Below are 24,507 nucleotides of genomic sequence, written 5' to 3'. Positions count from 1 at the left end.
TGCCTTTACACCGGGTCCTTGTCCGGCGGCCCGTCAGGCCGCTGCGGCTCCTCGACATGATGCCCCGGCGACGGCGGCACCAGCGGGTCGGCTTCCGGGTCGCGGTTCGGATCGGCGTTCGGGTCGGGAATCGGGCTGGTGTGCATGTCGTAGCTCATTGCGTCACCCTTGCGGTTGAAATGCGCGGGTCGGCGTGGGCGGTTGTTACCGTCGATGGGCGCCGCCGCGTCGGTTATCTGTCTTCAAGCGTAGGCGCTCGCCGCGCTTCCTGCTCGGTCCTTTTTTGCTATTTTCTCGCGCGTTTGCGGCCGACGCTGAGCTGCCAGTAGCGCTCGGTCGCGAACACGTCTTCGTAATTGCCGGGGCCGAACGCCCGCAACTGGCTCGCGTACGCATTGACCGCTTCGCGTTTCAGGTGCGCGCGGCGCTGCATGTCGATCGTGTGGCCCGCGCTCGGCGTTGCCGGCGTCGCGACGATGCCGCGCTGCGCGAGATCGGCGAGCCGCGCCTGCACCGCGCCCGGCGTGAGCCGGTGAATCGCTTCCTCGTAACCGAACCAGTCCAGATGCGTGAGGCGCGGCAGAATTTCGCAGCACGCTTCGAATACCCGCGCATGGTCCTCGTGATGCAGGCCGAGCGGCATCAGCAGCGTGTTGGCGGTCGTGCGGTAAATCGTTTCCTCCAGCGCCGCCGCCATCTGGCTGATCGACGGCGAGTCGGCGTACTGGCTGTCGCGAAACGGCATGCGCAGCGGAATCGCATCGAGCACTTCGAGCGCGCGGTTGTCTTCGACCGTGCGTTCGCGGACCGCTTCATGAGCGTTCGCGAAGCCCGCTTTCTGGTCCCACTCCGTATGCATGTCGTGTTCGGGCGGCGCGGCGAACACGGTGCAGACGGCGGCGTCGGGATGGGCGGCGAGCAAGGCGCCGCAACTGAACACGGCGTCGTCGAAATGGGGCGAGACGATGAAAAGGCGTGGAGTGGTTTCGCTCATGGGCTTGCGTCTGGGGGTTCGAGGCGGGGCGGATGAGGCGTCGAGGCCGTCGGTCGTCAAGGCGCCGCATGTGAAAAAACATGGCGTCACCTCAGCTTAGGCGCAATCGGCACGGCTTGCGCGCGAAACTTGCAGCGCGCAAATCGCGTGCCTGGAAGGCCGCGGATCGAGCGCTCAATCTGTCCATTCAGCGACGGTCGCGGCTTTTCGGCTCGTCGCGCGTCGCTGTCGTGGCCCTAGGAGCGCACGTGTTTGGTGTACTTCGCGAATTCTCCGAACACTGTCCGGCAGATCAGCAAAAGCAGTACGCAGTTGAGAACAAAACGCCTCAGCAGCCAGTCGCGGCCAGGCTGAGATTGGCCGCCTGCTAGAGCGTGCGCAAATCATCCGGCGTATCCACGTCGCGCAGAATGCCGGGATCGTCGACGTCGATGCGCATCAGCGCTCGTGACTTGAGCAGCGCCTTCGCGCCGGTGTCGCCGTCCAGCGCGAGCAGCGCGTCGCGGCACTCGCTGCCGAAGCCGACCGGATGGCCGCGCTGGCCGTCGTAGAACGGCGCGACGAGCGGCGCGCCGTTGTCGAGTGCGCGGGCTACCGCTTCGATCGTCGGAATTGCGATGCGCGGCATATCGGCGAGCGCGACGATCCAGCCTTCGGCGTCGTCGCTCGCTTCGATGCCGGCGGCGAGGCTCGCGCCCATGCCGCGCTCGGCGTTGGCCGCGAACACGACATCACAGCCGGCATCGTTCAGCACGCGGGCGAGCGCATCGGAGCCCGGCCGCACCACGGCGAGCACCCGCGTGACGACCTGCAGCAGCCGATGCGCGGCTTCATGCGCGACCAGGGTGCCGTCGGGCATGCGTGCGAGCAGTTTGTTGTGCAGCCCGCGCGGATCGAAGCGCGAGCCGGAACCGGCGGCGAGCAACACGCCAGTGGCGAGCGAGGCATAGGCCATCGGCGGATACCGGTAGAGAGGAGTGCCCCGATTGTGCGATGCAACGGGGCGGGAGGCAAGCGCGGCAGGACAAGTCCGATGCCAGCCGCGCGCCGCTCCGGCTTTCGCTGTTGCATCGTTTCCGTCGCTGCCGCCAGTTCAGGTCCGCACCACCTTGTCCAGCGTGATCGGCAGATCGCGCACCCGCACGCCGGTCGCGTTGTACACCGCGTTCGCGATCGCGGCCACCACGGCCGTGATGCCGATCTCGCCGATCCCGCGCACGCCGAGCGAGTTGATGTACGGATCGGGCCGGTCGATGAACGCAATGTCGATCGTGCCGATATCGGCGTTCACCGGCACGTGATACTCGGCGAGGTTCGCGTTGGTGAAGCGTCCGAAGCGCTCATCGAGCGTGCTTTCTTCCTGCATCGCCGCGCCGATGCCCCACACGATGCCGCCCATCATCTGGCTGCGCGCGGTCTTCTGATTCAGCACGCGGCCGACGTCGTACACCGCGACCACGCGCGGCACGCGGATCGTGCCCAACTCGGCATCGACGTGGACCTCGACGAACACCGCGCCGAACGAGTGAAACGAGTACTTCTGCTTCTCGTCGCCTGGCTTCACGGTGGCGGTCGCCTCGATCGGCTTGCCGCCCGCGCGCGCGATGATCGCCGCGGCCGGATCACGCTTGTCGGGTTGCGAGCGGCTCACGACCCAGCCGCTTGCGACGGTGACGTCGTCGAGCGGCAAGCCATGCACGGGCGAGGCCGCATCGGCGAGCGCCAGCGCGATCAGCTGGCTGCGCGCCTGACTCGCCGCGTCGCGCACCGCGGGCGACACGCTGGCCGCCGACTGCGAGCCCCCCGACACTGGCGCGCGCGGCAGCGACGAATCACCGAGCGCGAAGTGGATCTGCTCGGGCGTGAAGCCGAGCGCATCGGCGGCGACCTGGGTCATCACCGTGTAGGTGCCGGTGCCGATGTCCTGCGTGCCCGAGGCGACCACCGCGGTGCCGTCCGGCAGAATCTGCGCGAGCGCCGACGCCTCGCTGCGGTTGGCCGGATACGTCGCGGTCGCCATGCCCATGCCGATCAGCGTATTGCCGTTGCGCGTCGAACGTGGCGTGTGCGAGCGGCGCGACCAGCCGAACTTCTCGGCGCCGATCTGATAGCACTCGCGCAGCGACTTGCCCGACCACGGCTTGTGCTCCTGCGGATCGCTGTCCGCGTAGTTCTTCAGGCGCAGCGCGAGCGGGTCCATCTTCAGCGCGACCGCGAGTTCGTCCATCGCCGATTCGAGCGCGAACGAGCCGGTGGTCTCGCCCGGCGCGCGCATGAAGGTTGGCGTGCCAACATTGAGCTGCACGAGCCGGTGCGTCGTCACCTGGTTGGGGACCGCGTACAGCATGCGCGTGACCATGCAGCAGGTCTCGGTCCAGTCTTCGATCATCGACGTGTTCGAGATGCTGTCGTGGCGCATCGCGGTCAGCGTGCCGTCATGCCGCGCGGCGATCACGAAGTGCTGCTCGGTGCGTGGCCGCGCGCCGACCGGGCCGAACATCTGCGGCCGTTCGAGCGCGAGCCGCACGGGCCGCCCGGTTTGCCGCGCGGCCATCGCGCACAGCGACACGTGCGACCACGACGAGCCCTTGCAGCCGAAGCCGCCGCCGATCAGCGGCGAAATCACGCGCACGTCGGACACGGGGATCGCGAACGTCTTCGCGAGCACCTGCGCGGTGCCGCTCACGCCCTGGGTCGAGTCGTAGACCGTCAACTGCGGGCCGTCCCAGTGCGCCATCGTCGCGTGCGGCTCCATCGGGTTGTGATGCTCGATCGGCGTCGTGTAGGTGGCCTCGATATGCACGTCGCCGCTTTGCATGCCGTCTTCGAAGCTGCCGCGCTGCGTATCGGTCTGCCGGCCCTGCGGCTTGTCCGGCGCATGCGCGTGCGCTTTCGCCTGCTCGAAGTCGAGCGCCGCGGTGCCCGGCTGATAGACGATGCGCAGCTGGCGCGCGGCATCGGTCGCGTGTTCGAGCGTATCGGCGACGACCACCGCGACCGGCTCGTTGCTGTAGTGCACCTGATTGTCTTGCAGAAGCGACAGGTGCCGGCCGGCCGGAGGCGAGAACGCGGACTTGCCTCCGTTCGGCAGACGCGGCGCGTTCTGGTAGGTCATCACGAGCAGCACGCCGGGCACGGCCTCGGCGCGACTCGCATCGATCGACGAAATCGTGCCGGCCGGGATCGTGCTCGTCACGAGCACCCCATGCGCGAGGCGCGCCCCGGGGAATTCGGCTGCATAACGCGCGTCGCCGGTCACCTTCAGCAGACCGTCGACGCGATCGAGCGGTTGTCCGATCAGATTCATGCGACACCTCCCGCGTTGCCGGCGGCCTGGTTGACCGCGCGCACGATCGCGCGCTGCGCGAGCTGGACCTTGAAGGCATTGTCGTGACGCGGCTGCGCGCCGCTCAACGCGGCCGCGGCGGCGTTCTTCAGCGTGGCCTGGTCGAGCGGCTGGCCGCTCAGCATGTGTTCGGCCACGTTCGCGCGCCACGGTTTGTGCGCGACGCCGCCGAGCGCGATGCGCGCGCTCTGCACGCGCTCGCCGTCCATCTGCAACGCGGCCGCGACCGATACGAGCGCGAATGCATAGCTCGCGCGGTCACGCACCTTCAGATAGTGCGAATGCGCGCTGAACAGCGGCGGCGGCAGATCGACCGCGGTGATCAGCTCGCCGGGCTGCAACGTGGTATCGACGTCGGGCCGGTCGCCCGGCAGCCGATGGAAGTCGGCGAACGCGATCGTGCGCTCGCCGCCGGGGCCGCTCACGCGCACCAGCGCATCGAGCGCGGCCAGCGCGACGCTCATGTCCGACGGATTGACCGCGATGCATTGCGGGCTCGCGCCGAGGATCGCGTGCGCGCGGTTATGGCCGTCGAGCGCCGCGCAGCCGCTGCCGGGGATGCGCTTGTTGCAATGCGTAAAAGCGGTGTCGTAGAAGTAGCCGCAGCGGGTGCGTTGCAGCAGATTGCCGCCGACCGTCGCCATGTTGCGCAACTGCGGCGACGCGCCCGCGAGCAGCGCTTGCGACAGCAGCGGGTACTGCTCGCGCACCAGCGCGTGATTGGCCGCGTCGCTATTGCGCACCAGCGCGCCGATGCGCAGGCCGCCGCCGGGCAGCGTCGTCACCGAGTCGAGGCCGCCGATGTGCGTGATATCGATGAGCCGCACCGGCCGCGCGACGCCGCCCTTCATCAGATCGAGCAGATTCGTGCCGCCGCCGATGAACACCGCGCCGGGCTGTTGCGCGGCGCGTACCGCGCTGGCGACGTCGCTGGCGCGTTCGTAGGAGATCGCATCCATGTCGGTCTCCGTCAGGCGTGTTCGTGCGCGGCGCGCACCGCGGCGACGATGTTCACGTACGCGCCGCAGCGGCAGATGTTGCCGCTCATGCGTTCGCGGATTTCGTCGTCGGTGAGCGCGGCGGGACGCGCGCGCACGTCGCCGGTCACGGTGCTCGCCGTGCCGCTGCGGAATTCGCCGAGCAGGGCGGTCGCCGAGCACAACTGCCCGGGCGTACAGTAGCCGCACTGGAACGCATCGTGTTCGATGAACGCGGCCTGCACAGGACTCAATGTGCCGTTGCTCGCGAGTCCTTCGACGGTCGTGATGTTCTCGCCTTCATGCATGACCGCGAGCGTTAGGCACGAGTTGATGCGGCGGCCGTCGGCGAGCACCGTGCAGGCGCCGCATTGACCACGGTCGCAGCCTTTCTTCGTGCCCATCAGACCGGCGTATTCGCGCAACGCGTCGAGCAGCGTCACGCGCGGTTCGAGCTGTAGCGCGTATGCGCGGCCGTTGACGGTCAATGTAACAGGGCGCGGCGGCACCACGGGGTTGCTTTGCGGCGCGGGTGCGGCGGGTGCCTGCGCTTGCGCGCGCAGATGCGGCGCCGCGCCGATCGTCGCGGCGGCCGCCGCCGATTGCAGGAAGCGGCGGCGCGACGGTTGGGAAGGTGTGGTGGTTTGCTCGGCGGCCGACTCTGAAGCGGGGGTTTCCCCGCAATGCTGACATTCTGTAGGCGTGGTCATGACGATCTGTTGACTCCATTGAAAGGTCAATGCAGGCTGACGACGCGTCGATGTCCAACGCATCGCGTTGACACAAACCATTGAGCAGCAATTTAAGTGCCGTTGCAGGTGCAGCTACAACGGTATTAAAGACTCGCTGCAAACGCAAAGCCGATCCGCGCAATAAAGGCAGGCCAATATGCGCAATGATCAGGATGGAGCCCGTGTGGAGTCGTGCAAAACGGCCAAAGTTGCAGGTTTTGCACTGGGTAAAACGACCTGCGGTTCAACGCGCCCGGCAGGCTGTGAGGATGCCTCGCAGCAAATCGATCGGCGGCGGCGGACATCCGGGGATCGTCACGTCCACCGGCAAGATCGACGAAACCGGGCCGCACACCGCGTAACTATTGGCATAAATGCCGCCCGTGCATGCGCACTCGCCGGCGGCAACGACGAGTTTCGGAGCGGGGGTCGCGTCGTACGCGGCGAGCAGGGCCGCGCGCATATTCAGCGTCACCGGCCCGGTCACGAGCAGCAGGTCCGCATGCCGCGGACTCGCGACGAATTTGATGCCAAACCCTTCGATGTTGTAGTACGGGTTGTTCAGCGCGTGAATCTCCAGCTCGCAACCGTTGCATGAACCCGCATCGATCTGCCGGATGCACAGCGCCCGCCCGAGCAGATCGAGTATGTCCCCGCGAATGCGTCGCTCCTCGTGAAGCCATGCGTCTTCCGCCGCCGGCGCGGGTTCGTCGGGGAAATCGGTGCGCGCGAATTGCCGGATCAGTTGCCACATCAGAGATCGTGCCCCGCGTAGTTCAGGTTGAACGACTTGTTGATCAGCGGGAAATCGGGAACGATGTTGCCGATGATTGCGTGCTCGAGCGCCGGCCAGTTCTGCCATGACGGATCGTGGCAATGGCATCGGCCGATGACGTCGCCCGGGGCGAGATCGAGGGCGACGAATACGTCCCCTCGCCAGCCTTCCACCCAGCCTACGCCTTGCGCGTGCGCCGTTGCAGGCGTCATGGCGACGACCGCGGGACCGTCATCGGGAAGATTGGTCAGCAGCCTGCGGATCAGGCGCAGGGATTCATCGATTTCGGCGAAGCGCACGGCGACGCGTGCGGCAACGTCGCCGCGCGCATCGCTGACCGCATTGACCGCCATGTCGTCATACGGAGCAGCGCGCAAGTTCGCGCGAACGTCGAAGGTTCGGCCGCTGGCTCGGGCGGCCATGCCACGCACGCCGAAATGCTCGACGACAGCGGGCGTCAATCGTCCCGTGCCGAGGAACCGATCCTGCAGCCCGGACTGGTCTTCGTAGACTTTGCGCATCACGTGAACCTCGCGTTCGATGCGTTCGCATTGCTCGGTCAGCACCGCCGCGTCGTCGGGGCGAACATCGACCGATACACCGCCCGGCACGATCCGATCCATCAGGTACCGATGTCCGAATAGGCGGGCGTTCGTGCGTATCCAGTCCTCCTTGAGCCGCGAGAATTGCGCGAGTGCGAAGGCGAACCCGGCGTCGTTCCCGAGCGCGCCGAGGTCACCGAGGTGGTTGGCCACGCGTTCGCGTTCGAGCAGAAGCGCACGCAGATACAGTGCGCGCTTCGACAGTTGCGTGCCGCTGGCTTGCTCGAGCGCCATGCAAAAGGCCCACGAGAACGCGACGGTCGAGTCGCCCGCAATTCTCGCGGCAACCCGATGACCGTGCGATGCGGGAGTACGTTCAAACAGACGCTCGACGCCGCGGTGCGCATAGCCGAGACGTTCTTCGAGGCGCAGCACCTTCTCGCCGACGACTGAAAAGCGGAAATGCCCCGGCTCGATGGTGCCGGCATGAATCGGCCCGACAGCGATCTCGTGTACGCCATCGCCCGCAACCCGCACGAACGGGTAGTCCGGCTCGCTCGATTCGAAGGCTTCGACACCGGTCGCCTGCCTTTGCAGCGGGAAATAATCATCGGGCCAGTTGCCGTGATTGAGCCACGCGCGCGTGTCCTGGGCGCCACGCGCGCGCAGGCCGATCAGATCGAAGATCGCTCGTTGCATGCGAGTCGCGCACGGGAAAACGGTGGCGAGATCGGGATAGTCTCCACCGGCATTCTGCTGACGCCCGATCGGCAGGTGCACCCACGCTATGCCGTCATCGCATTCGTACGCGGCGTTCACCGAGAAACCGTCTGCGACTGCTTCGCTGCCCCACATTGCAACGAGGCGCCGCTGCTCCGCTCGCGCGGTGCGCGCAAGCTCGAGCCACGCTGATTCATCGGCGCGCACCACTGCTGCTGGAATCTGGCCCGCACGATGTGTGAGGCGGGTGGCGGCAAGTTGCATCGATTCGAGTCGCATCCGTTACCCCGCCAACATCGTTGCGGCCTGGCGATACCATGTTGCCAGATACGGTGGCACATAGAGCCCAAGCATCAGCCCCAAGCCGAGATGCACGAATACCGGCAGCGGTGCGGGGCGATGCTCGAGCGGCTTGGCCGTCGTCGTTTCGCCGAACACCATTCGCTGCACGCGCGCGAAGATCGCCGCGAACGCAACGGCGAGGCCCAGCAGCAACAGCGGCGCTGTCCACGGTAGCGTGTTCATCGCCGTCGTCAGGATCAGGAATTCGCTTGCAAACACGCCGAACGGCGGCAGTCCGAGAATCGCGAGCGCGCCGAGCATCATGCCCCAGCCGACCGTCGGGCTGACCTGCAGCAGCCCGCGAATGCCATCGATCGCCTGGGTACCCGCCTTTTGCGTCGCGTGGCCGACCGCAAAGAAGATCGCCGACTTGACGAGGGAATGGACGGTCATATGCAGCAGACCGGCGAACGTCGCGACCGGGCCGCCGAGGCCGAACGCGAACGTCACCAGTCCCATGTGCTCGATCGACGAATACGAAAACAGCCGCTTGACGTCCTTCTGCCGAAACAGCGAGAACGACGCGATCAGCACCGAGACGAGCCCGAACCCGACCAGCAATCGTCCCGGCAGGCCATTGCCGAGCGCGCCGTCCGCCAGCACCTTGCAGCGCAGCACCGCGTACAGCGCGACGTTCAGCAGCAGCCCGGACAGCACCGCTGAGATCGGTGTCGGGCCTTCGGCATGCGCGTCCGGCAGCCAGTGGTGCATCGGCACGAGTCCGACCTTCGTGCCGTAGCCGACCAGCAGGAACACGAAGGCGATCGACACGATGGACGGGTCCAGGTGCGTCTTGGCGGCTGCAAGGCTCGTCCACAGCAGCGCATCGCCGTCGCTCAGTTGCCGGCTCGCGGCGAGGTACAGCAGGATCGTGCCGAACAAGGCCTGCGCGATGCCGACACCGCACAGGATGAAGTACTTCCAGGCGGCCTCGAGGCTCGCGGCGGTCCGATACACGCTGACGAGCAGCACGGTCGCAAGCGTGGCGCCCTCCATCGCGACCCATAGCACGCCGAGGTTATTGGTCAGCAGCGCGAGCAGCATCGCGAACATGAACAACTGGTACATGCTGTGATAGAGGCGCATCCGCGTCGCCGTCATCCGTCCTCGCGCCTCTTCGATCTGCATGTACGGCCGCGAGAACAGCGACGTCGTCCAGCCGACGAATGCAGTCAGCGCGACGAGGTACACGTTCAGGGGATCGACGAAGAATGCACGATCGAACGCGAACGACGGTCCGCGTTCGACGGTGCGCGCGGCGAGCACCAGCGTCGCCGCGAACGTCACGAAGCTGAAGCCGGCGTTCAGGTTGCGCGCGACAGGAGCGGGGCGCACGCCCGCGAGACATGCGGCCGCCACGAGCGGAATGCCGAGCACGGCGAGCACGACGTGGGCGTTATTCATCTTTGAGTTTCTCGAGGTGATGGATGTCCAGGCTGTCGAACTGCTCGCGAATCTGGAACATGAAGACGCCCAAAATCAGAATCCCGACCAGCACGTCGAGTCCGATGCCGAGTTCCACGATCATCGGCATGCCGTTGGTCGCGGCCGTGGCGGCAAAGAACAGCCCGTTTTCCATCGACAGGAAGCCAATCACCTGGGGGACCGCCTTCGCGCGCGTGATCATCGCCATGAACGACAACAGCACGCACGCAAGCGCGATCCCGAGCGTGCCGCGCGCGGCCGACGTCGCGAGCTGGCTGATCGGCGACGCGACGTTGAACGCGATGATCACGAGCACGATGCCGATCAGCAGCGTGGTCGGAATGTTGATCAGCGGTTCGACGTCGGCCTGAATGTCGAGCCTGCGCACGAGCCGATACAGAATCCACGGAATCACGCCGACCTTCAGCACGAGCGTCAGTCCGGCGGACACGTACAGATGCGCATCATCCGTCACGAAACCGAGGATCAGGATTGCCAGCACCAGCGCCACACCCTGCAACGTATAGAGATGGATCAGCGACAGGATGCGGCGCTGGCTCAGCATCGCGAACGACAGCATCAGCAGCACGGCCGCGAGGAAATTGATCAGTTGCGTCGCGTAGGCGTGCATTCAGGCTCCCAGCAGCAGATGGACGAGCATGCCGATCACGGCGAGCAGGAAGGCGGTCGCAAGGAACTCCGGGACCCGGAAAATCCGCATCTTCGCGTTGGCGGTCTCGACCACCGCCAGCGCGGCGCCGCCCACTATCAGCTTGACGAACAGTGCCGGCACCGCGAACAGCAGCGCAAGCGGATCACCCGCCGCGGCGATCCCCCACGGCATGAACAGCGCAATACCGATGCACGAGTAGGCGAACAGTTTGAGGCTGGCCGCCCATTCCATCAGCGCGAGATGCCGCCCCGAATATTCGAGGATCAGCGCCTCGTGGATCATCGTCAGCTCGAGGTGGGTGGTCGGGTTGTCGACGGGCAGCCGCGCATTCTCGGCGAGCGACACCAGCGTGAACGCGATGCCGGCGAATGCCAGGCTCGGGTAGATGGTCAGCTCGCTGTGGCCGAGCGTCGCGACGATGCTCGTGAGCAGGGTCGACTGCGTGATCAGCGAGGCCGACAGCAGCACCATCAGCAGGGCCGGTTCCGCGAGGAAACCGACCAGCATCTCGCGGCGCGCGCCGAGCGTGCCGAATGCCGTGCCGACATCCATTGCCGCTAGCGACAGCGCGACGCGCGCGAACGCGAACAGGCCGACGAGCGCGATCGCATCCGCGGCGGGAGACAGCGGCAATTCGGTCGACAGCGTCGGCACGACTGCGCAGGCGAGCGTCATCGCGGCCCACACGACATAGGGCGCGCCACGGAACACCGGACTCGCGCCACGAGCGACGACCGACTCCTTGTTGAACAGCTTGTGGAGCATCCGGTACGGCTGCCAGATGCTGGGTGCGCGCCGGTTCTGCAGCCACGCGCGGCACTGGTTGACCCAGCCCGTGAGCAGTGGCGCCGCGGCAAGCGCCACGATGATCTCGAGGCTTTGCGACAGCACGCCGGATACAGTCACCATCGTCTCACCAGCATCAGCAGGAGGATCAGCACGGCGAAGCTGTAGGTCAGGTACACGGCGATCCGGCCCGGCTGCAGCCGACCCGCCCATTCCGCCGCGCGTTGCGTGAGTGCCGCGATACGCTCGTACAGAATCGACCACGTGCGGTCGGCGACCGAGACCCGGTAGGCCGGCTGCGCGTCGAATGGCGACGGCAATTGCCGCTCGATGCGCAGCAGCGGCGCGAAAATCTCGCGGATCGGTTGCCCGAAGCCTTCCGCCGTGTCCTGCATCCGCGCGGTCGTGAACGGGAAGCCGCAACTCCACGGCGCGGCCCGTCGCAGCCGACCGTGATAGAAGCGCCGCACCAGCACCCACGCAAGGCCGCAGCAGGCGACGAAAAACAGCATGAACACGACGGGCATGTAGCTCGCCCGCGCGGTCGATACCGGCACGAAGATCAGCCAGCCATGATTCTGCGCGCCGATTCCGGCGCCGACGAGCACGCGCGTGACCCGGTCCAGCACCTTGACGAACTGCGTGGGCATCAGCCCGAGCAGCACACCGGCCACCGCGAACCAGCAGAACGCGAGCCGTTCCCATCTGTTCGCGTCGTGTGCGCGACTCAGTTTCGCTTCTCTCGGCTGCCCGAGGAAGACGATGCCGAAGAACTTGACCATCGTGTAACCGGCCAGCGCTGCCGTCATCGCGACGAGCGCGGCCGCGATCGGCACCGTCATCGCCAGCACGGAATTCTGCAGACCGGGCGTGAACAGAAAGCTTTGCAGCAGCAGCCACTCCGCCACGAAGCCGCTCATCGGAGGCAAGCCAGCGCTGGCCGCGACGCCCGTGAGCACGGCCCAGGCGGTCCACGGCATGACACGGATCAGACCGCCGAGCTTGCCGAGATTGCGCTCCCCGGTGGCATGCAGCACGGCCCCGGTGCCGAGGAACAGCAGGCTCTTGAAGGCTGCATGCGCGACGATCTGGTAGAGCATCGCGGTCAGCGCAAGCGCGGACAGCTCCGTCATCCCGTACGCGCGAAACAGCACCGCGAGCCCGAGCGCGACGATCATCAGGCCGACGTTGTCGATCGACGAATACGCGAGCAGACGCTTCATGTCGACCTGGATCGTACTGAACACCACGCCGAGCAGCGCGGTGCCGATGCCCAGCACGAGCAGCAGCGCGCCCCACCAGGCGATCTGCACGTGCAGCAGGTCGAACACGGTGCGCATCAGGCCATACAGACCGAGCTTCAGCACGAACCCGCTGAGCAGCGCCGATACGGGGGATGGCGCCGCGGGATGGGCGTCCGGCAGCCACACGTGCAACGGGAACACGCCCGCCTTGGCGCCGAATCCGACCAGCGCGAACAGGAAGGCGAGCGAGGCCCAGAACGCGTCGGGCGACTGCGCGCGCAGGTTGGCAAACGTGTAGTCGCCGGTGCGCGCCTGCAGGATGCCGAAGCAAAGCAGCAGCGCGAGCGCGCCGACGTGGGAGATCAGGAAGTACAGGTAACCCGCGCGGCGGATCTCGCCGAGCCGATGATTGGTCATCACGAGGAACGTCGCGGACAGCGTCAGCGTTTCCCAGGCGACCATGAACACATAGGCGTCGTCGGCAATCAGCACGAGCGCGATGCTCGCGATGCAAACGTGATACTCGAAGCAGATGAGTCCTGGCGCCGACCCTTCGCCCTTGCGGAAATAACCGGCGGAAAAGGCGCCGATCCCCGCGCTGACGACACCCAGCACGAACAGGAAATAGCCCGATAGCGCATCGACGCGCAGATGAAACGGCAACTCGGGCAGGCCGATGGGCAGCACCGCGGTGGTCGGTTCGGTGAAGATGGCGGCGAGTCCCGCCGCACCCAGCAGCAGCCCTCCGAGCGCGCCGAGCGGAAACAGCCCGTGAGCGACGAATCGCGTGCGATGCAGAACTCCGAGACCCAGCGTGCCAATCGCGAGCCAGGCGGCTGCGACCAGCAGGACGAAATGGACGACCGGGAAAGGTGCCATCCGGAATGTCTCCAGTACGCTCGGTTTGGACGAGGAGCATGGAATGAGCTCCGGCTTGCCGGCCTCACTCGAATCGCATTATGACATCAGAAACCAATCTGGATAACAGGATATGATAATGTCATTATCATGTGAACCACATATTCGCCACGTCTTTGCCACGTCTTTGCCGTTGCTCCGAGCGATTGAGTGATCCTATGCCTGCGCAGTACTTTCGAAGCCTGACGGGAAAACACCGCAGCACGAGCGCGAACCGTCAGCTCGGGTTTTCTCTTGCCTTCGTCGCCGGCGCACCAATGCGGGCGGCTTTCTCGCGGTCAGGCAATACACGTCGCACATGAGCGGCATCGTGTCCGCGATCGCGGACCAGGCGGCGCTCGGCGACCTCCGGCTCGTGCTGGCTGGCATCGGTTCGCTGGCGTCGTTTCTGATCGGAGCGGGGTGCTCGGCCGTGCTCGTCAACTGGGGGCGCCGCCGCGGCCTGCAAAGCCAGTACGTGCTGCCGTTGGTGGTCGAGGCCGCGCTGCTGCTGCTGTTCGGTCTGCTCGGCAGCCACCTCGCGCTACGCGAAGCGTTCTTCGTCCCCCTGACCGTAATCCTGCTGTGCTTCATCATGGGGCTGCAGAATGCGATGATCACCAAGCTGTCGGGTGCGGAGATCCGGACCACACACATGACCGGCATCGTCACGGACCTCGGTATCGAGTTGGGTAAGCTTTTTTACTGGAATCGGTCGGCGCTCGTCGACGACGAGCACGCGGTCATCGCAAACCGCGCGAAGCTGAGGATCCACGGCACGATGCTCGCGTCGTTTTTCGTGGGCGGCCTGATCGGCGCAATCGGTTTCAAGCATGTGGGCTACGTGTCGACCGTGCCGCTCGCTGGCGCACTCGTCACGCTGGCGATCGTGCCGGTCGTCGATGATCTGTTGACCTGTCTCAGCCGGTTCGAGCGCAGGCACTGAGCTCACACGAGGACGGAAGAATGCTGGCGTGAAATGCCGGTTCTGATCGTGCCGCCGAAAGCAAATGCATTATAATTTGGTTAGCATATTTGCCGACTCGTCCTCGCAATGGAAACGAAAACCGCACGCCTGACCGTCCTGATCGACCCCGCCAAGAAAGAGGCATTCGAAATGCTCTGCTCGGCGCAGGATCTGACGCCGTCACAAGTCGTCCGCCAACTGATTCGCGAGTATCTCGAGCGTCACGGCGTGACCTACAAGACCAAGAGCCCGCTAGCCAAGCGCGGAAAGTAACGTCCGGGCTGACGCCTCGCGCCGGTCAACCGCCGATTTCCCAGTGCCCCTGTCCTTGCTCACGCCAGATCAGCCGCTTCGGATCGAGGCGCTCTCCTTCTTTCAGGCGGCGCGCAGTGACGGATAGTTTGAGTTCGTCTGCAAAGGCAAACGAGAGGGCACGCTCGAATAGCACTTGTCTGGGCGGCAAACGATGCCCGCTTTTCCAGGCAAACGCGACGAAGTTGCTGTCGTCGCCGCACCGAACGAGCGCATAGCAAACGCCAAATGCGGATCTCAGCCACTCGAGGTGCTGCGGTATGGCCGGATCATCGTCCGTGAAGTTGATGACGAGGACGCCCGTCGCGGTCAGTCGTTCGCGACAGGCGGCGAAGAATGCGAGGTTCGCACAGCGGCTCGCGATCCCTTCCGCGACGAACGCATCGAGCAGGATCACGTCCGTGCGGATGTCATCCTGAATCAGGTAGTCCGCGCCATCGGCGCAAACCACCTCGAACCGCGCGTCGTCCGCCGGAATCCTGAATACGTCACGCAGCGCGATCACCTCGGGGCTGATCTCGACCGCTTCGATCGCGACCTCGGGCAGATGCCGATAGCAGTATTTCGCCAGCGAACCCCCACCTAGTCCGATCATGCAGATGTGCGTGGGGGCGGGCTGCAGCAACAGAAATCCCATCATCGCGCGGGTATAGCCGAGCGTGAGCTTCTCCGGGTTGCTGAGCGACATGAAGCTCTGAGTGGAGAAGTGATCGAAGTGTAGCGACACCGCGTGCTGCGTCTCCAGCACGAACGGTTGCCCATCACTGATTGGCGTGGACAGGAATTTGACGAACGCGTCGTACGAGGTTCGATCCTCAGCCATTCTCGGTATGCTCGGGTAGCCAACCAGTCGATTGAATCATGCACTGCGAACCGCGCTTCGGAGCGGGGCCGCCAACGGCGAACGGCCCGTCAGACCTTCTTCAGAAAGCAGGCCTTGAGCATGAAGCTGCCGGCGTCGGTCTTGCAGTCGATTTCGTGATCGCCGCCGACGATCCGGATGCTCTTCACCTTGGTGCCCATCTTCAGCGTGATCGACGAACCCTTGACGCGCAAATCCTTGATCAGCACGACCGAATCCCCGTCGGCCAGCACGTTGCCGTTCGCATCCTTGACGACGCTACCGGCGGGTTCATCGTTCGCATCGGCGCCAGCGTTTGCCGACCATTCGTGACCGCAGTCCGCACACACGTACAGCGTGCCGTCAGGGTAGGTGTTTTCCATCGCGCATTGCGGGCAGGCGGGGGCAGCGTTCATTGCAGCGTCCATTGAAACGACTTGAAGACAGTCAGTAAAAAACAGGCGGGCAACCCGCCTCGCCAGAGTCGGCATCGTGCCGGCGGCTCACGGGCGCGCGAAATTATAATGCAATACACATTATCTTACCTTCCGATTAGCATCTGCTCTCGGCGCCATTCATCAGACTCGCGGGTAGCTTCGCTGCGGATGTCGACAGCTTCGAGCTGGATGGAAAGTTGCGGGTGATAAATTTGGAACGGGCCAACCGGGCCAAAATGGGGTCGGTGCTCGCGGTGCCACAGGCGACGGAGGGACGATCATGGCGAAGCTGCGCATTGCGACGTTCAACATCAATGGAATCCGCTCGCGCCAGGCGGCGCTTTTTCAATGGCTCGAGCGCGAGGCGCCGGACGTCGTGTGTCTGCAGGAACTGAAGGCGGTGGATAGCGCGTTCCCCGTCGACGCCTTGCGCGAAGCCGGTTATGGCGCCGTCTGGCAAGGCCAGAGCGCATGGAATGGCGTGGCGATTCTGGCCAAAGGCGAAGCGCCGCTCGAACGGCGGCGCGGTCTGCCCGGTTTCGAAGACGACACGCATAGCCGCTACATCGAGGCCGCGGTCGGCGGCGTGCTGATCGTGTGTCTGTACCTGCCGAACGGCAATCCGCAGCCGGGCCCCAAGTTCGACTACAAGCTCGCGTGGTTCGATCATCTGATCGCGCATGCGGCGCAGCTCTACAAGAGCGGCCACCCGGTCGTGATCGCCGGCGACTTCAACGTCGTGCCGACCGACGAAGACATCTACAACCCGCGCTCGTGGCTAAAGGATGCGCTGTTGCAGCCGGAGAGCCGCGAGCGCTATCGAAAGCTGCTCGCGCAAGGCTGGACCGATGCGCTGCGCACGCATTTCGGCGACGAACGTGTGTACACGTTCTGGGATTATTTCCGCCGTCATTGGGACACGAATTCGGGGTTGCGCATCGATCATCTGCTGCTGAGCGCCGATCTCGCGCCGCGTCTGCGAGACGCGGGCGTCGACCGCTGGGTGCGCGGCGAACCTCATGCGAGCGATCATGCGCCCGCGTGGATCGAACTGGAGATGGGCGCCGGCCGCAAGAAGAAGAGCGGCTAGTAAAGCAGCGGGCGAACCGCTTGCCGCGGATCGCCCGCTTTGGTGCGACTGCTTCGCACTGGCGTTCGGCGCCTACGATCCGGCGCCGCGCCTGCATCAGTCGTAGTCGCGACCGCCGCGCGACCACAGCGCGCCCATCACGAACCCGGCGAGTGCGACGACGGCCAGCGTCGTGAACGGGCTTTCGGCCGTCGTGTCGCGCAAGAGGCTCGTCGTGTTCGCGCATAACTGCTGCGCCTTGCCGCTCAATTCGCGCGCCTTGCCCGCCACCTGCGCGCTGGTGTCGCCGACTGCGTCGCCGACCGCGCTTTGCACCTTAACCGGCGACTTCCTTTACCGCGCCTGCCGCTGAATTCGTGTCCATATGCATCGCTCCTGTTGTCATATTTACGTGCGGGCGCGCTGCAATTGCAACGCGCCCGCACAAGGCCGCCGCGCAAGCCGCGCCGGTGCGGCGTCAGCCTGCGTCAGTGACGAAAGGGGTGCAAGAAATGCGCCCGGCAACGCGGCGCAACCCGTCCGGCCAGATGGAATGTGCTGGAACATCATCGTCGGCGCCTGGAATTGATGCCGACGAACACGGCCAGCAGCATTAGAAAACCGCCGAACAGCAGCGCGGAATTGACCAGCACCTGGCGCAGCCCGAGCGATTCGACGTCGATGAACGGATACGGATAGAAATCCGACAGGCTGCCGCGCCAGAACGTGATGCCGAGATAGGCGAGCGGATAGACGAGCAATAGCAGGCAGTGACGCAAGCGCAGATGGAAGCGCGGCACGAACAGCACCCAGTAGAGCGCGGCGAGCAATGGCAGCGCGCTGTGCAGCGACTCATTGAGCATGCGCCGGTAGGGCGACAGCGGCCACAGTCCGCGCAACAGCACGTTGTACGCGATGCCGACGAACACCATGTACGCGACCACCGCGGTCACGACGGTCGGCTGCCGGAAAAAGCGCACGAGCGGCGAGCGCTGCTTCCACAGCGCAACGCAGGTGAAGCAGAAGGCGCTGGCGAGCACCGTTAGATTGGTGAGGTAGCTGCTCATGCGCGCGAGCGCGTCGAACACGGTGAGACCGCGCGCGAGCGTGCGATCGATGGTCAGGTCGGCTTGCGCGAGGATCGCCATCCACGCGATCAGCGCAATCACCGCCGCCAACGTCAGCGACGACACACTGGGCGTATGCAGCGGCAGCTCGGGCTCGCGCTGCGGAACGAGGGTAGGGCGCATGCGCTCGATTCTACGCGCGGTGCGCGCTCGCTCGCATGTGCTTTCTCGCGCATGCGAGCCGGCGGTTGCGAAAATACTACGGGGTACTACGCAGGTCGGATTGCTGACGACGAACGCGCTTAACCGTGTTGTGTTCCGACCCGTTATGATCGCGACTGCCGCCTCGCTATTAACGGCGCCACGCGCGGCAAGCAGTCTCTATCGTCGCCGGTCGAAGAATCGCAAAGAAGCGGAGAGAAAGCATGAGAGCCAGCACCATTGCCGAACGGGAAGCGCGCGGCCGCGCCGCACGCGAGCATTCGAAACGCTCGAGCCATCGGGCGGTCGGCGAGTTGCACCGGGATCCGATCGAACTGCTGAAACGAAGCAGCGCGGAGCGCGTCGAGAATCTGGTGCCGCTGCGCTATGGGCGCATGGCAGCCTCGCCGCTTGCGTTTCATCGCGGCAGTGCGATTCTGCAAGCGCACGATCTGAGCAAGGTGCACGACAGCGGTCTTAGCCTGCCGATCTGCGGCGACGGCCATCTGATGAATTTCGGCGGCTTCGCGACACCCGAGCGGCAACTGGTCTTCGACCTGAACGATTTCGATGAAGTCTCGATCGGCCCGTTCGAATGGGACCTGAAGCGCCTGTGCGCGAGCCTCGTCGTGGCCGCGCGGCAGATGCGCCTGAGCCGCGGCACCGCCGAGAGTCTCGTGATGACCGCGGTCGGCTCGTATCGCGATCGCGTCGCGCAATACGCGCAGTTCGGCGCGCTCGATCTGTGGTACGACCGCATCACGTTCGACCGCATGGCCGAGATCGCACTGACGCCCGAGCGCCGGCGCGCGGTGCGGCGTGCCATGGAAAAGGCCGCGAGCCGCACGCATGAAAGCCTGCTGCAAAAAATGGCGTCGTTCGACGGCAATCGTTGGACCCTCCACGACGCGCCGCCCGCGCTGTTTCATGTGCTCGGTGCGAACACACTGTTTACGGCCGAGGAAACCGAAACCTACCGGACCGGCAACATCGAAAAGATGATCGAGCTGGTGTGGGACGAGTACCGCAAGTCGATGTCGCACGATAGGCGCGATCTGCTCGATCAGTTCACGAGGCACGACGTCGTGTTCAAGGTGGCTGGCGTCGGCAGCGTCGGCGCGCGTTGTCTGGTCGTGCTGCTCGTCGATCACATGGGCGAGCCGTTGTTCCTGCAGTTGAAGGAGGCGCGGCCATCGGTGATCGCGCAGTTCTACAAGTCGCCGACGGTCAAGCATCAGGGCGAGCGCGTCGTGCAAGGTCAGCGGCTGCTGCAAACCGCGAGCGACGTGTTCCTCGGCTGGGGGACGGGGCCGCACGGGCGGCAGTTCTATTTCCGCCAACTGCGCGACATGAAGCTGTCCGCGAATATCGAGCTGTTCGACAGCGATCTGCTCGACGGCTACGCGCGGCTATGCGGCTGGATCATGGCGCGCGCGCATGCGAAGGCGAGCGGGCAGGCGATCGAGATCAGCGCGTACATCGGCCGCGGCGATCAGTTCGCCGAAGCGCTGAGCGGCTACGCGAGTGCCTACGCGGATCAGGTCGAGCGCGACTACGAGGTGTTCATCAAAGCGTGTCGCGCCGGCAAGCTCGAAGCGCGTACCGATGAGGAGATGGCGGCGGATTTTCGCGTGTAGCGCTGTTCGCGCCGAGTGTCACTTCACGCGTGTCGTCACGCATCGACGCGCGCTTCGCGCAGCGTGACGAACCGCAGATGCCGCTCGCGCGCTGCTTCGATCACGCTCGGCAGCACCGCGAGAATCAGCGGCTGGCCTTCGATGGTCAGCGCGGCGTTGCCATCGTGCAGCAACAGGATGTCGCGCGCGGCGAGGCCATCGAGCAGCCGCCGCGCGACCACGTGCGGGTTGCGCTCGCGCGTATCGTAGCCGCGCCGTGTCCACGCGGCGAGACGCAGATCGAGCTTGCGCAGCACCGGCTCCAGAAAGAGGTTGCGCAGTCCGGCGGGCGCACGGAAGAACATCGGCCGCGCGCCGCTGACGGATTCGAGCGTGCGTTGCGCGGCGGCGATCTCGCGCGTCAACCCGTGCGGAAACGTGACCGAAAACGTATGCACGTGCACCTGCGAATGATTTTCGAGTGCATGTCCACGCGCGACGATCTCGCGCGCGAGTTGCGGATAGCGCTCGACCTTCGAGCCGATGCAGAAGAACGTCGCCCGCACGTCGAACGCGTCGAGCAGATCGAGCACTTTCGGCGTGACGACGGGATCGGGGCCGTCGTCGATGGTCAGCGCGATCGCATCCGCGTTGCGCGGGCTAGCGGGCAGTCGGGTCCAGTTCGGTCCGAGCAGCGTCGTGCGCGGCAACAGTCCGGTGATCGTAAACAGCGCGTGATTCGCGATGATCGAGGCGAGCCACCATGGCCACGCGGCTGGTGCAACAGCCACGCCGATCAGCACGATCACGTGCCAGCCGATCGTGCCGTTCAGCAGTGCGGAGTTGCGGCTACGCGGCCAGCGGCGCGGCGGGTTCGGGCATTCATTCATCGAAACGTGCTTCCAGTACGCCTTCGTCCGTCCAGGGAAGGCTGTGACTCTTGCGCGCGATGCGCAACCGCGAACGATACCACTGTTGCGCGCGTCGACGTGCCGCGCTCGGTGGCCACGTACCCGGCGAAAGCGCGCTGAAAGACTCCCGCGCTTTGCGATCGCCGATTCGCTGTTGTATGGTGCGGAACGAAAAGCGGCGCGCGTGTCGATGGCGATCGGACCGATTGCCGGAAAACGCGCGCGTCGCGACCCAATACGACAGGAGATGCGCGATGTGGCAAACAGGAAACGGCAAAGTGGCGCTGGTGACAGGCGCGGGCAGCGGCATCGGCCGCGCGTGCGCGCTGACGCTTGCGAAGCACGGCTATAGCGTGGTCCTCGCCGGACGCCGCCAGGCCGCGCTCGATGCGGTCGCGCAGGAAGCGCAAGCGCAGCACGGCGAAGCGCTCGCGATGTCGTGCGACGTGACCGACGCCGACAGCGTCGCCGCGCTATTCGACACGATCCGCGCGCGCTTCGGCCGGCTCGACGTGCTGTTCAACAACGCGGGACGCAACGGCTCGCCCGTCGATCTCGACGAAGTGAGCATCGACGAATGGCGCTCGATCGTCGACACCAACCTGAACGGCGTATTCCTGTGCACGCGCGCGGCGTTCGGGCTGATGAAGACGCAAAACCCGCGCGGTGGCCGCATCATCAACAACGGCTCGATTTCCGCGCACGCGCCGCGTCCGAACAGCGCCGCCTACACGGCGACCAAACACGCGATCACCGGGCTCACGAAAGCGGTGTCGCTCGACGGCCGCAAATACGACATCGTGTGCGGGCAGATCGACATCGGCAACGCGGGAACCGAGATGGCCGCGCGGATGGCGCGCGGCGTGCCGCAAGCGAACGGCGAGATCGCGGTCGAGCCGCTGATGGACGTGCAGCATGTCGCCGACGCGGTGCTGCATATGGCGAGCCTGCCGCTGTCGGCGAACGTGCAGTTCATGACGATCATGGCGAGCAAGATGCCGTTCGTCGGGCGCGGCTGAGCGGCGCGCAGCACCGTCTCGCAAGCGGGAGCGGCGCGCGCGGGTTCAACTTATACTGGGCGCTCCGCCGTCTCTCCAGGCAAACCAAGCGCCGTGCCACGCGCCAAACCCAGCGACGACCCGCCGCCGCCGCCGCCCGTGCGGCCCGATCTCGACGACTGCTGTCACAGCGGCTGCACGCAGTGCGTGTTCGATCTCTACGACGAAGCACTGGAGCGCTACGAGATCGCGCTGGCTGCGTGGCAGAAGCGGCAGGCGCAGAAAGCGCGGCCAGCGCGGCGGCTGGACACGCAAGGCGCGAAGTCGAAGCCGCAGGCGGACGCGCGTCGCTCGATAGCCCGGCGCGGCAAACCGAACCCACACCGCTGATGCGCGCAAGCAACTCCACGTCCCCGTCATGACCGACCTTCAGCTCACGCCGACCGAATCCCTCGCCGACCCGCACACGCTCGATGATCTGCATCGCTTCGTGCAGCGTCATCCGCGCCTGTTCGTGCTGACCGGCGCCGGCATCAGCACCGACTCCGGCATTCCCGGCTATCGCGACGACAACGGCGCATGGAAGCGCTCGCCGCCGATCACGCTGCAGGAGTTCCTCGGCACGCTGGCGATGCGTCAGCGCTACTGGGCGCGCAGCATGGTCGGCTGGCCGCTGGTCGCGCGCGCGCAACCGAATGCCGCGCATGTCGCGCTTGCGCGGCTCGAAGCGGTGGGTCACGTGCCGACGCTGGTCACGCAGAACGTCGACGGCTTGCATCAGCGCGCGGGCAGCCGCGACGTGATCGAGCTGCATGGCGGCATCGACGGCGTCAGTTGTCTCGACTGCGGCATGCAGCATTCGCGCGCGGCGATCCAGCAGACGCTCGAAGCCGATAACCCCGCACTGCTCGACGTCACGGCCGAAGCCGCCGCCGATGGCGACGCGCATCTCGAGTGGCACGATCTCGGCGGTTTTCGCGTGCCGGCATGCTCGAACTGCGGCGGGCTGCTGAAGCCGTCGGTGGTGTTCTTCGGCGAGAACGTGCCGAAGGCGCGGGTCGTTGCGGCGTCGCATGCGCTCGATGCGGCCGACGCGGTGCTGGTGGCCGGCTCGTCGCTGATGGTGTATTCCGGCTACCGCTTCTGCGTGTGGGCGCAGCGCCAGGGCAAGCCGATCGCGGCGATCAATCTTGGCCGCACCCGCGCCGATCCGCTGTTGTCTCTGAAGATGGCCGCGCCGTGCGGCGACACCTTGAGCGCGCTCGCCGGGTTGCTGGCGGGCGATTGAAAAGAGTACGTTGCGCGAATCACAATTAAACCCGAGGAAACTGCATGCTGACGACGATCGAACAACTCGAAGCCCTCTACGCACAGCCAGCCGAGCGCTCGCTGCGCAAAGAGATCCCCTATGTCAACGACGACTATCGCGCGTTCATCGCGGCCGCGCCGTTCGCGGTGCTCGCGACGAGCGGCCCCGCCGGTCTCGACTGCTCGCCGCGCGGCGATGCGCCGGGCTTCGTGCGGGTCGTCGACGCACGCACGCTCGCGCTGCCGGACCGCCCCGGCAACAACCGGCTCGACAGCTTGCGCAACGTCATCGCCGATCCGCGTGTCGCGCTGCTGTTCGTGATCCCCGGTGTCGGCGAGACCTTGCGCGTGAACGGCCGCGGCCGAATCTCGAACGACGCGGCGCTGCTGGACAGTTTCGCCGTCGACGGTAAACTGCCGCGCACCGTGCTGCTGATCGACGTCGAGGCCGTGTACTTTCATTGCTCGAAGGCGATCGTGCGCTCGGGGCTGTGGGACCCGGCGCGGCATATCGAGCGCTCGCAACTGCCGAGCACGGGCGAGATCCTGCAACACATCTTCGCCGCGAACGATGGCGAAAAATTCGACGCGGCCGCCTACGATCGCGAGCTTCCCGAACGCGTGCGCGCCACGCTGTACTAACGTAAATCGCAAAACCGAAACGCAAGGCCGACCATGACCGATGCCCGGCAACATTCGCCATCCGCCGAACGCAATCGCGAACCGATCCTCGCCGTGCTGCGCGATGCGCTGCCGGCGCGCGGCCGCGTGCTCGAAATCGCGAGCGGCACTGGTGAGCACGCGATCTGGTTCGCCGGCGCGCTGCCCGGTCTCGACTGGCAGCCGAGCGACGCAGACGAAGAAGCACGCGAGTCGATTGCCGCGTGGACCGCGCACGCGGGGCTCGCGAACGTGCGCGCGCCGCTCGCGCTCGACGTGCATCAGCCGGACTGGGGCGTCGATGCGCTCGACGCGGTGGTCTGCATCAACATGATCCACATCTCGCCGTGGAGCGCCGCGCAGGCACTCATCGACGGCGCGGGGCGGCGGCTCGTCGACGGCGGCGTGCTCTATCTATATGGTCCTTACCGGCGCGGCGGCGCGCATACGGCACCGAGCAACGAAGCGTTCGAGCAGTGGCTGAAGAGTCGCAATCCCGAATGGGGCGTGCGCGATATGGAAGCGGTCGTTGCGCTCGGCGACGCGGCGGGGCTCACGTGCGAACGGGTGGTCGCGATGCCCGCGAACAACTTCAGTCTGGTGTTCAGGAAGCGGGCAGGGTAGCGGGAAGATCGACGGGTCGTGCATTCGTTCGTGTCGTCCGCCAA

Annotated in this window: 24 protein-coding genes and 2 pseudogenes; 9 read left to right on the top strand and 17 right to left on the bottom strand. The window is 65.7% G+C overall.

All coding sequences use genetic code 11. From position 1 onward, the window contains the following. Positions 1-5: 5 nt before the first annotated feature. The 12 genes from QFZ91_RS34430 to hyfB form a co-directional block, all read right to left on the bottom strand. Positions 6-158 carry a hypothetical protein gene (locus QFZ91_RS34430; RefSeq protein ID WP_008921009.1) on the bottom strand — a complete coding sequence of 51 codons (153 nt, stop codon included), beginning with the start codon at positions 156-158 and terminating at the stop codon, positions 6-8. 128 nt (positions 159-286) lie between these two features. Continuing rightward, complete coding sequence (locus QFZ91_RS34425; RefSeq protein WP_176384288.1) at positions 287-994, bottom strand: PIG-L family deacetylase; 708 nt, start codon at positions 992-994, stop codon at positions 287-289. A gap of 367 nt (positions 995-1,361) precedes the next feature. Beyond that, positions 1,362-1,949, bottom strand: coding sequence for a nucleotidyltransferase family protein (locus QFZ91_RS34420; RefSeq protein ID WP_429569952.1), 588 nt, complete (start codon positions 1,947-1,949; stop codon positions 1,362-1,364). A 138-nt stretch (positions 1,950-2,087) separates the two neighbouring features. Beyond that, positions 2,088-4,301: a xanthine dehydrogenase family protein molybdopterin-binding subunit gene (locus QFZ91_RS34415; RefSeq protein ID WP_429569951.1), complete on the bottom strand. Its 2,214-nt coding sequence runs from the start codon at positions 4,299-4,301 to the stop codon at positions 2,088-2,090. Next, positions 4,298-5,299: an FAD binding domain-containing protein gene (locus tag QFZ91_RS34410; protein WP_429569950.1), complete on the bottom strand. Its 1,002-nt coding sequence runs from the start codon at positions 5,297-5,299 to the stop codon at positions 4,298-4,300. Before QFZ91_RS34410 ends, QFZ91_RS34415 begins: the two co-directional genes overlap by 4 nt. Before the next feature lie 11 nt (positions 5,300-5,310). Continuing rightward, positions 5,311-6,027: a (2Fe-2S)-binding protein gene (locus tag QFZ91_RS34405; RefSeq protein WP_429569949.1), complete on the bottom strand. Its 717-nt coding sequence runs from the start codon at positions 6,025-6,027 to the stop codon at positions 5,311-5,313. 265 nt (positions 6,028-6,292) lie between these two features. Beyond that, a complete protein-coding gene (locus tag QFZ91_RS34400; protein ID WP_429569948.1) occupies positions 6,293-6,802 on the bottom strand; it encodes an NADH-quinone oxidoreductase subunit B family protein in 510 nt (169 codons plus the stop codon). Further along, complete coding sequence (locus QFZ91_RS34395) at positions 6,802-8,364, bottom strand: NADH-quinone oxidoreductase subunit C (protein WP_429569947.1); 1,563 nt, start codon at positions 8,362-8,364, stop codon at positions 6,802-6,804. The genes QFZ91_RS34400 and QFZ91_RS34395 overlap by 1 nt, the downstream gene beginning before the upstream one ends. A gap of 3 nt (positions 8,365-8,367) precedes the next feature. Beyond that, positions 8,368-9,831: a hydrogenase 4 subunit F gene (locus QFZ91_RS34390; RefSeq protein WP_429569946.1), complete on the bottom strand. Its 1,464-nt coding sequence runs from the start codon at positions 9,829-9,831 to the stop codon at positions 8,368-8,370. Then, entirely contained in the window at positions 9,824-10,483 is a 660-nt protein-coding gene (locus tag QFZ91_RS34385; protein WP_176368387.1) for a formate hydrogenlyase, read from the bottom strand. Before QFZ91_RS34385 ends, QFZ91_RS34390 begins: the two co-directional genes overlap by 8 nt. After that, positions 10,484-11,434, bottom strand: a complete 951-nt coding sequence (locus QFZ91_RS34380; protein ID WP_429569945.1) for a respiratory chain complex I subunit 1 family protein — start codon at positions 11,432-11,434, stop codon at positions 10,484-10,486. Next, on the bottom strand, positions 11,428-13,434 hold the full coding sequence (gene hyfB / locus QFZ91_RS34375; RefSeq protein ID WP_429569944.1) for a hydrogenase 4 subunit B: 2,007 nt from the start codon (positions 13,432-13,434) through the stop codon (positions 11,428-11,430). The genes QFZ91_RS34380 and hyfB overlap by 7 nt, the downstream gene beginning before the upstream one ends. 197 nt (positions 13,435-13,631) lie before the next feature. Between hyfB and QFZ91_RS34370 the strand changes: the two are divergent. Together QFZ91_RS34370 and QFZ91_RS34365 are read left to right on the top strand one after the other, a co-directional pair. After that, positions 13,632-14,398, top strand: a pseudogene (locus tag QFZ91_RS34370) (YoaK family protein). A 108-nt stretch (positions 14,399-14,506) separates the two neighbouring features. Continuing rightward, a complete protein-coding gene (locus tag QFZ91_RS34365) occupies positions 14,507-14,692 on the top strand; it encodes a CopG family transcriptional regulator (protein WP_090809355.1) in 186 nt (61 codons plus the stop codon). Between the two features lie 25 nt (positions 14,693-14,717). Here the strand turns inward: QFZ91_RS34365 and QFZ91_RS34360 are convergent, their stop codons facing one another. Then, on the bottom strand, positions 14,718-15,554 hold the full coding sequence (locus QFZ91_RS34360) for a spermidine synthase (RefSeq protein ID WP_429569943.1): 837 nt from the start codon (positions 15,552-15,554) through the stop codon (positions 14,718-14,720). 89 nt (positions 15,555-15,643) lie between these two features. Next, the gene (locus QFZ91_RS34355; RefSeq protein WP_368622018.1) at positions 15,644-15,988 is read right to left on the bottom strand and encodes a zinc ribbon domain-containing protein YjdM; all 345 of its coding nucleotides are present in this window, start codon (positions 15,986-15,988) and stop codon (positions 15,644-15,646) included. Positions 15,989-16,289: 301 nt separating this feature from the next. Here QFZ91_RS34355 and xth point away from each other — a divergent pair, with 301 nt between their 5' ends. Further along, positions 16,290-17,099 carry an exodeoxyribonuclease III gene (gene xth, locus QFZ91_RS34350; protein WP_176120733.1) on the top strand — a complete coding sequence of 270 codons (810 nt, stop codon included), beginning with the start codon at positions 16,290-16,292 and terminating at the stop codon, positions 17,097-17,099. Between the two features lie 96 nt (positions 17,100-17,195). Here the strand turns inward: xth and QFZ91_RS34345 are convergent. Together QFZ91_RS34345 and QFZ91_RS34340 are read right to left on the bottom strand one after the other, a co-directional pair. Then, a pseudogene (locus QFZ91_RS34345) lies at positions 17,196-17,463 on the bottom strand (CsbD family protein). 181 nt (positions 17,464-17,644) lie between these two features. Continuing rightward, positions 17,645-18,328: a Pr6Pr family membrane protein gene (locus QFZ91_RS34340; protein ID WP_429569942.1), complete on the bottom strand. Its 684-nt coding sequence runs from the start codon at positions 18,326-18,328 to the stop codon at positions 17,645-17,647. Between the two features lie 242 nt (positions 18,329-18,570). On the opposite strand from QFZ91_RS34340, the gene QFZ91_RS34335 reads away from it, so the two are divergent. Beyond that, positions 18,571-19,983 carry a DUF2252 domain-containing protein gene (locus tag QFZ91_RS34335; RefSeq protein WP_429569941.1) on the top strand — a complete coding sequence of 471 codons (1,413 nt, stop codon included), beginning with the start codon at positions 18,571-18,573 and terminating at the stop codon, positions 19,981-19,983. A 35-nt stretch (positions 19,984-20,018) separates the two neighbouring features. On the opposite strand, the gene QFZ91_RS34330 is transcribed toward QFZ91_RS34335, so the two are convergent. Beyond that, positions 20,019-20,852 carry a polysaccharide deacetylase family protein gene (locus QFZ91_RS34330; protein ID WP_429569940.1) on the bottom strand — a complete coding sequence of 278 codons (834 nt, stop codon included), beginning with the start codon at positions 20,850-20,852 and terminating at the stop codon, positions 20,019-20,021. A gap of 275 nt (positions 20,853-21,127) precedes the next feature. On the opposite strand from QFZ91_RS34330, the gene QFZ91_RS34325 reads away from it, so the two are divergent. From QFZ91_RS34325 to QFZ91_RS34305, 5 genes are all read left to right on the top strand, one after another. After that, entirely contained in the window at positions 21,128-21,892 is a 765-nt protein-coding gene (locus tag QFZ91_RS34325) for an SDR family oxidoreductase (protein ID WP_429569939.1), read from the top strand. 93 nt (positions 21,893-21,985) lie between these two features. Next, positions 21,986-22,261, top strand: coding sequence for an oxidoreductase-like domain-containing protein (locus QFZ91_RS34320; RefSeq protein ID WP_429569938.1), 276 nt, complete (start codon positions 21,986-21,988; stop codon positions 22,259-22,261). A 28-nt stretch (positions 22,262-22,289) separates the two neighbouring features. After that, positions 22,290-23,159: an NAD-dependent protein deacetylase gene (locus QFZ91_RS34315; RefSeq protein WP_429569937.1), complete on the top strand. Its 870-nt coding sequence runs from the start codon at positions 22,290-22,292 to the stop codon at positions 23,157-23,159. Between the two features lie 44 nt (positions 23,160-23,203). Next, entirely contained in the window at positions 23,204-23,821 is a 618-nt protein-coding gene (locus tag QFZ91_RS34310) for a pyridoxamine 5'-phosphate oxidase family protein (protein WP_429569936.1), read from the top strand. Positions 23,822-23,854: 33 nt separating this feature from the next. Further along, on the top strand, positions 23,855-24,463 hold the full coding sequence (locus QFZ91_RS34305) for a DUF938 domain-containing protein (protein ID WP_368596805.1): 609 nt from the start codon (positions 23,855-23,857) through the stop codon (positions 24,461-24,463). The last annotated feature ends 44 nt before the right edge of the window (positions 24,464-24,507 follow it).

It is taken from the genome of Paraburkholderia sp. JPY419, from assembly GCF_050435705.1.
Lineage (GTDB): Bacteria > Pseudomonadota > Gammaproteobacteria > Burkholderiales > Burkholderiaceae > Paraburkholderia > Paraburkholderia youngii.
This window is presented reverse-complemented; position numbering and strand designations above follow the sequence as displayed.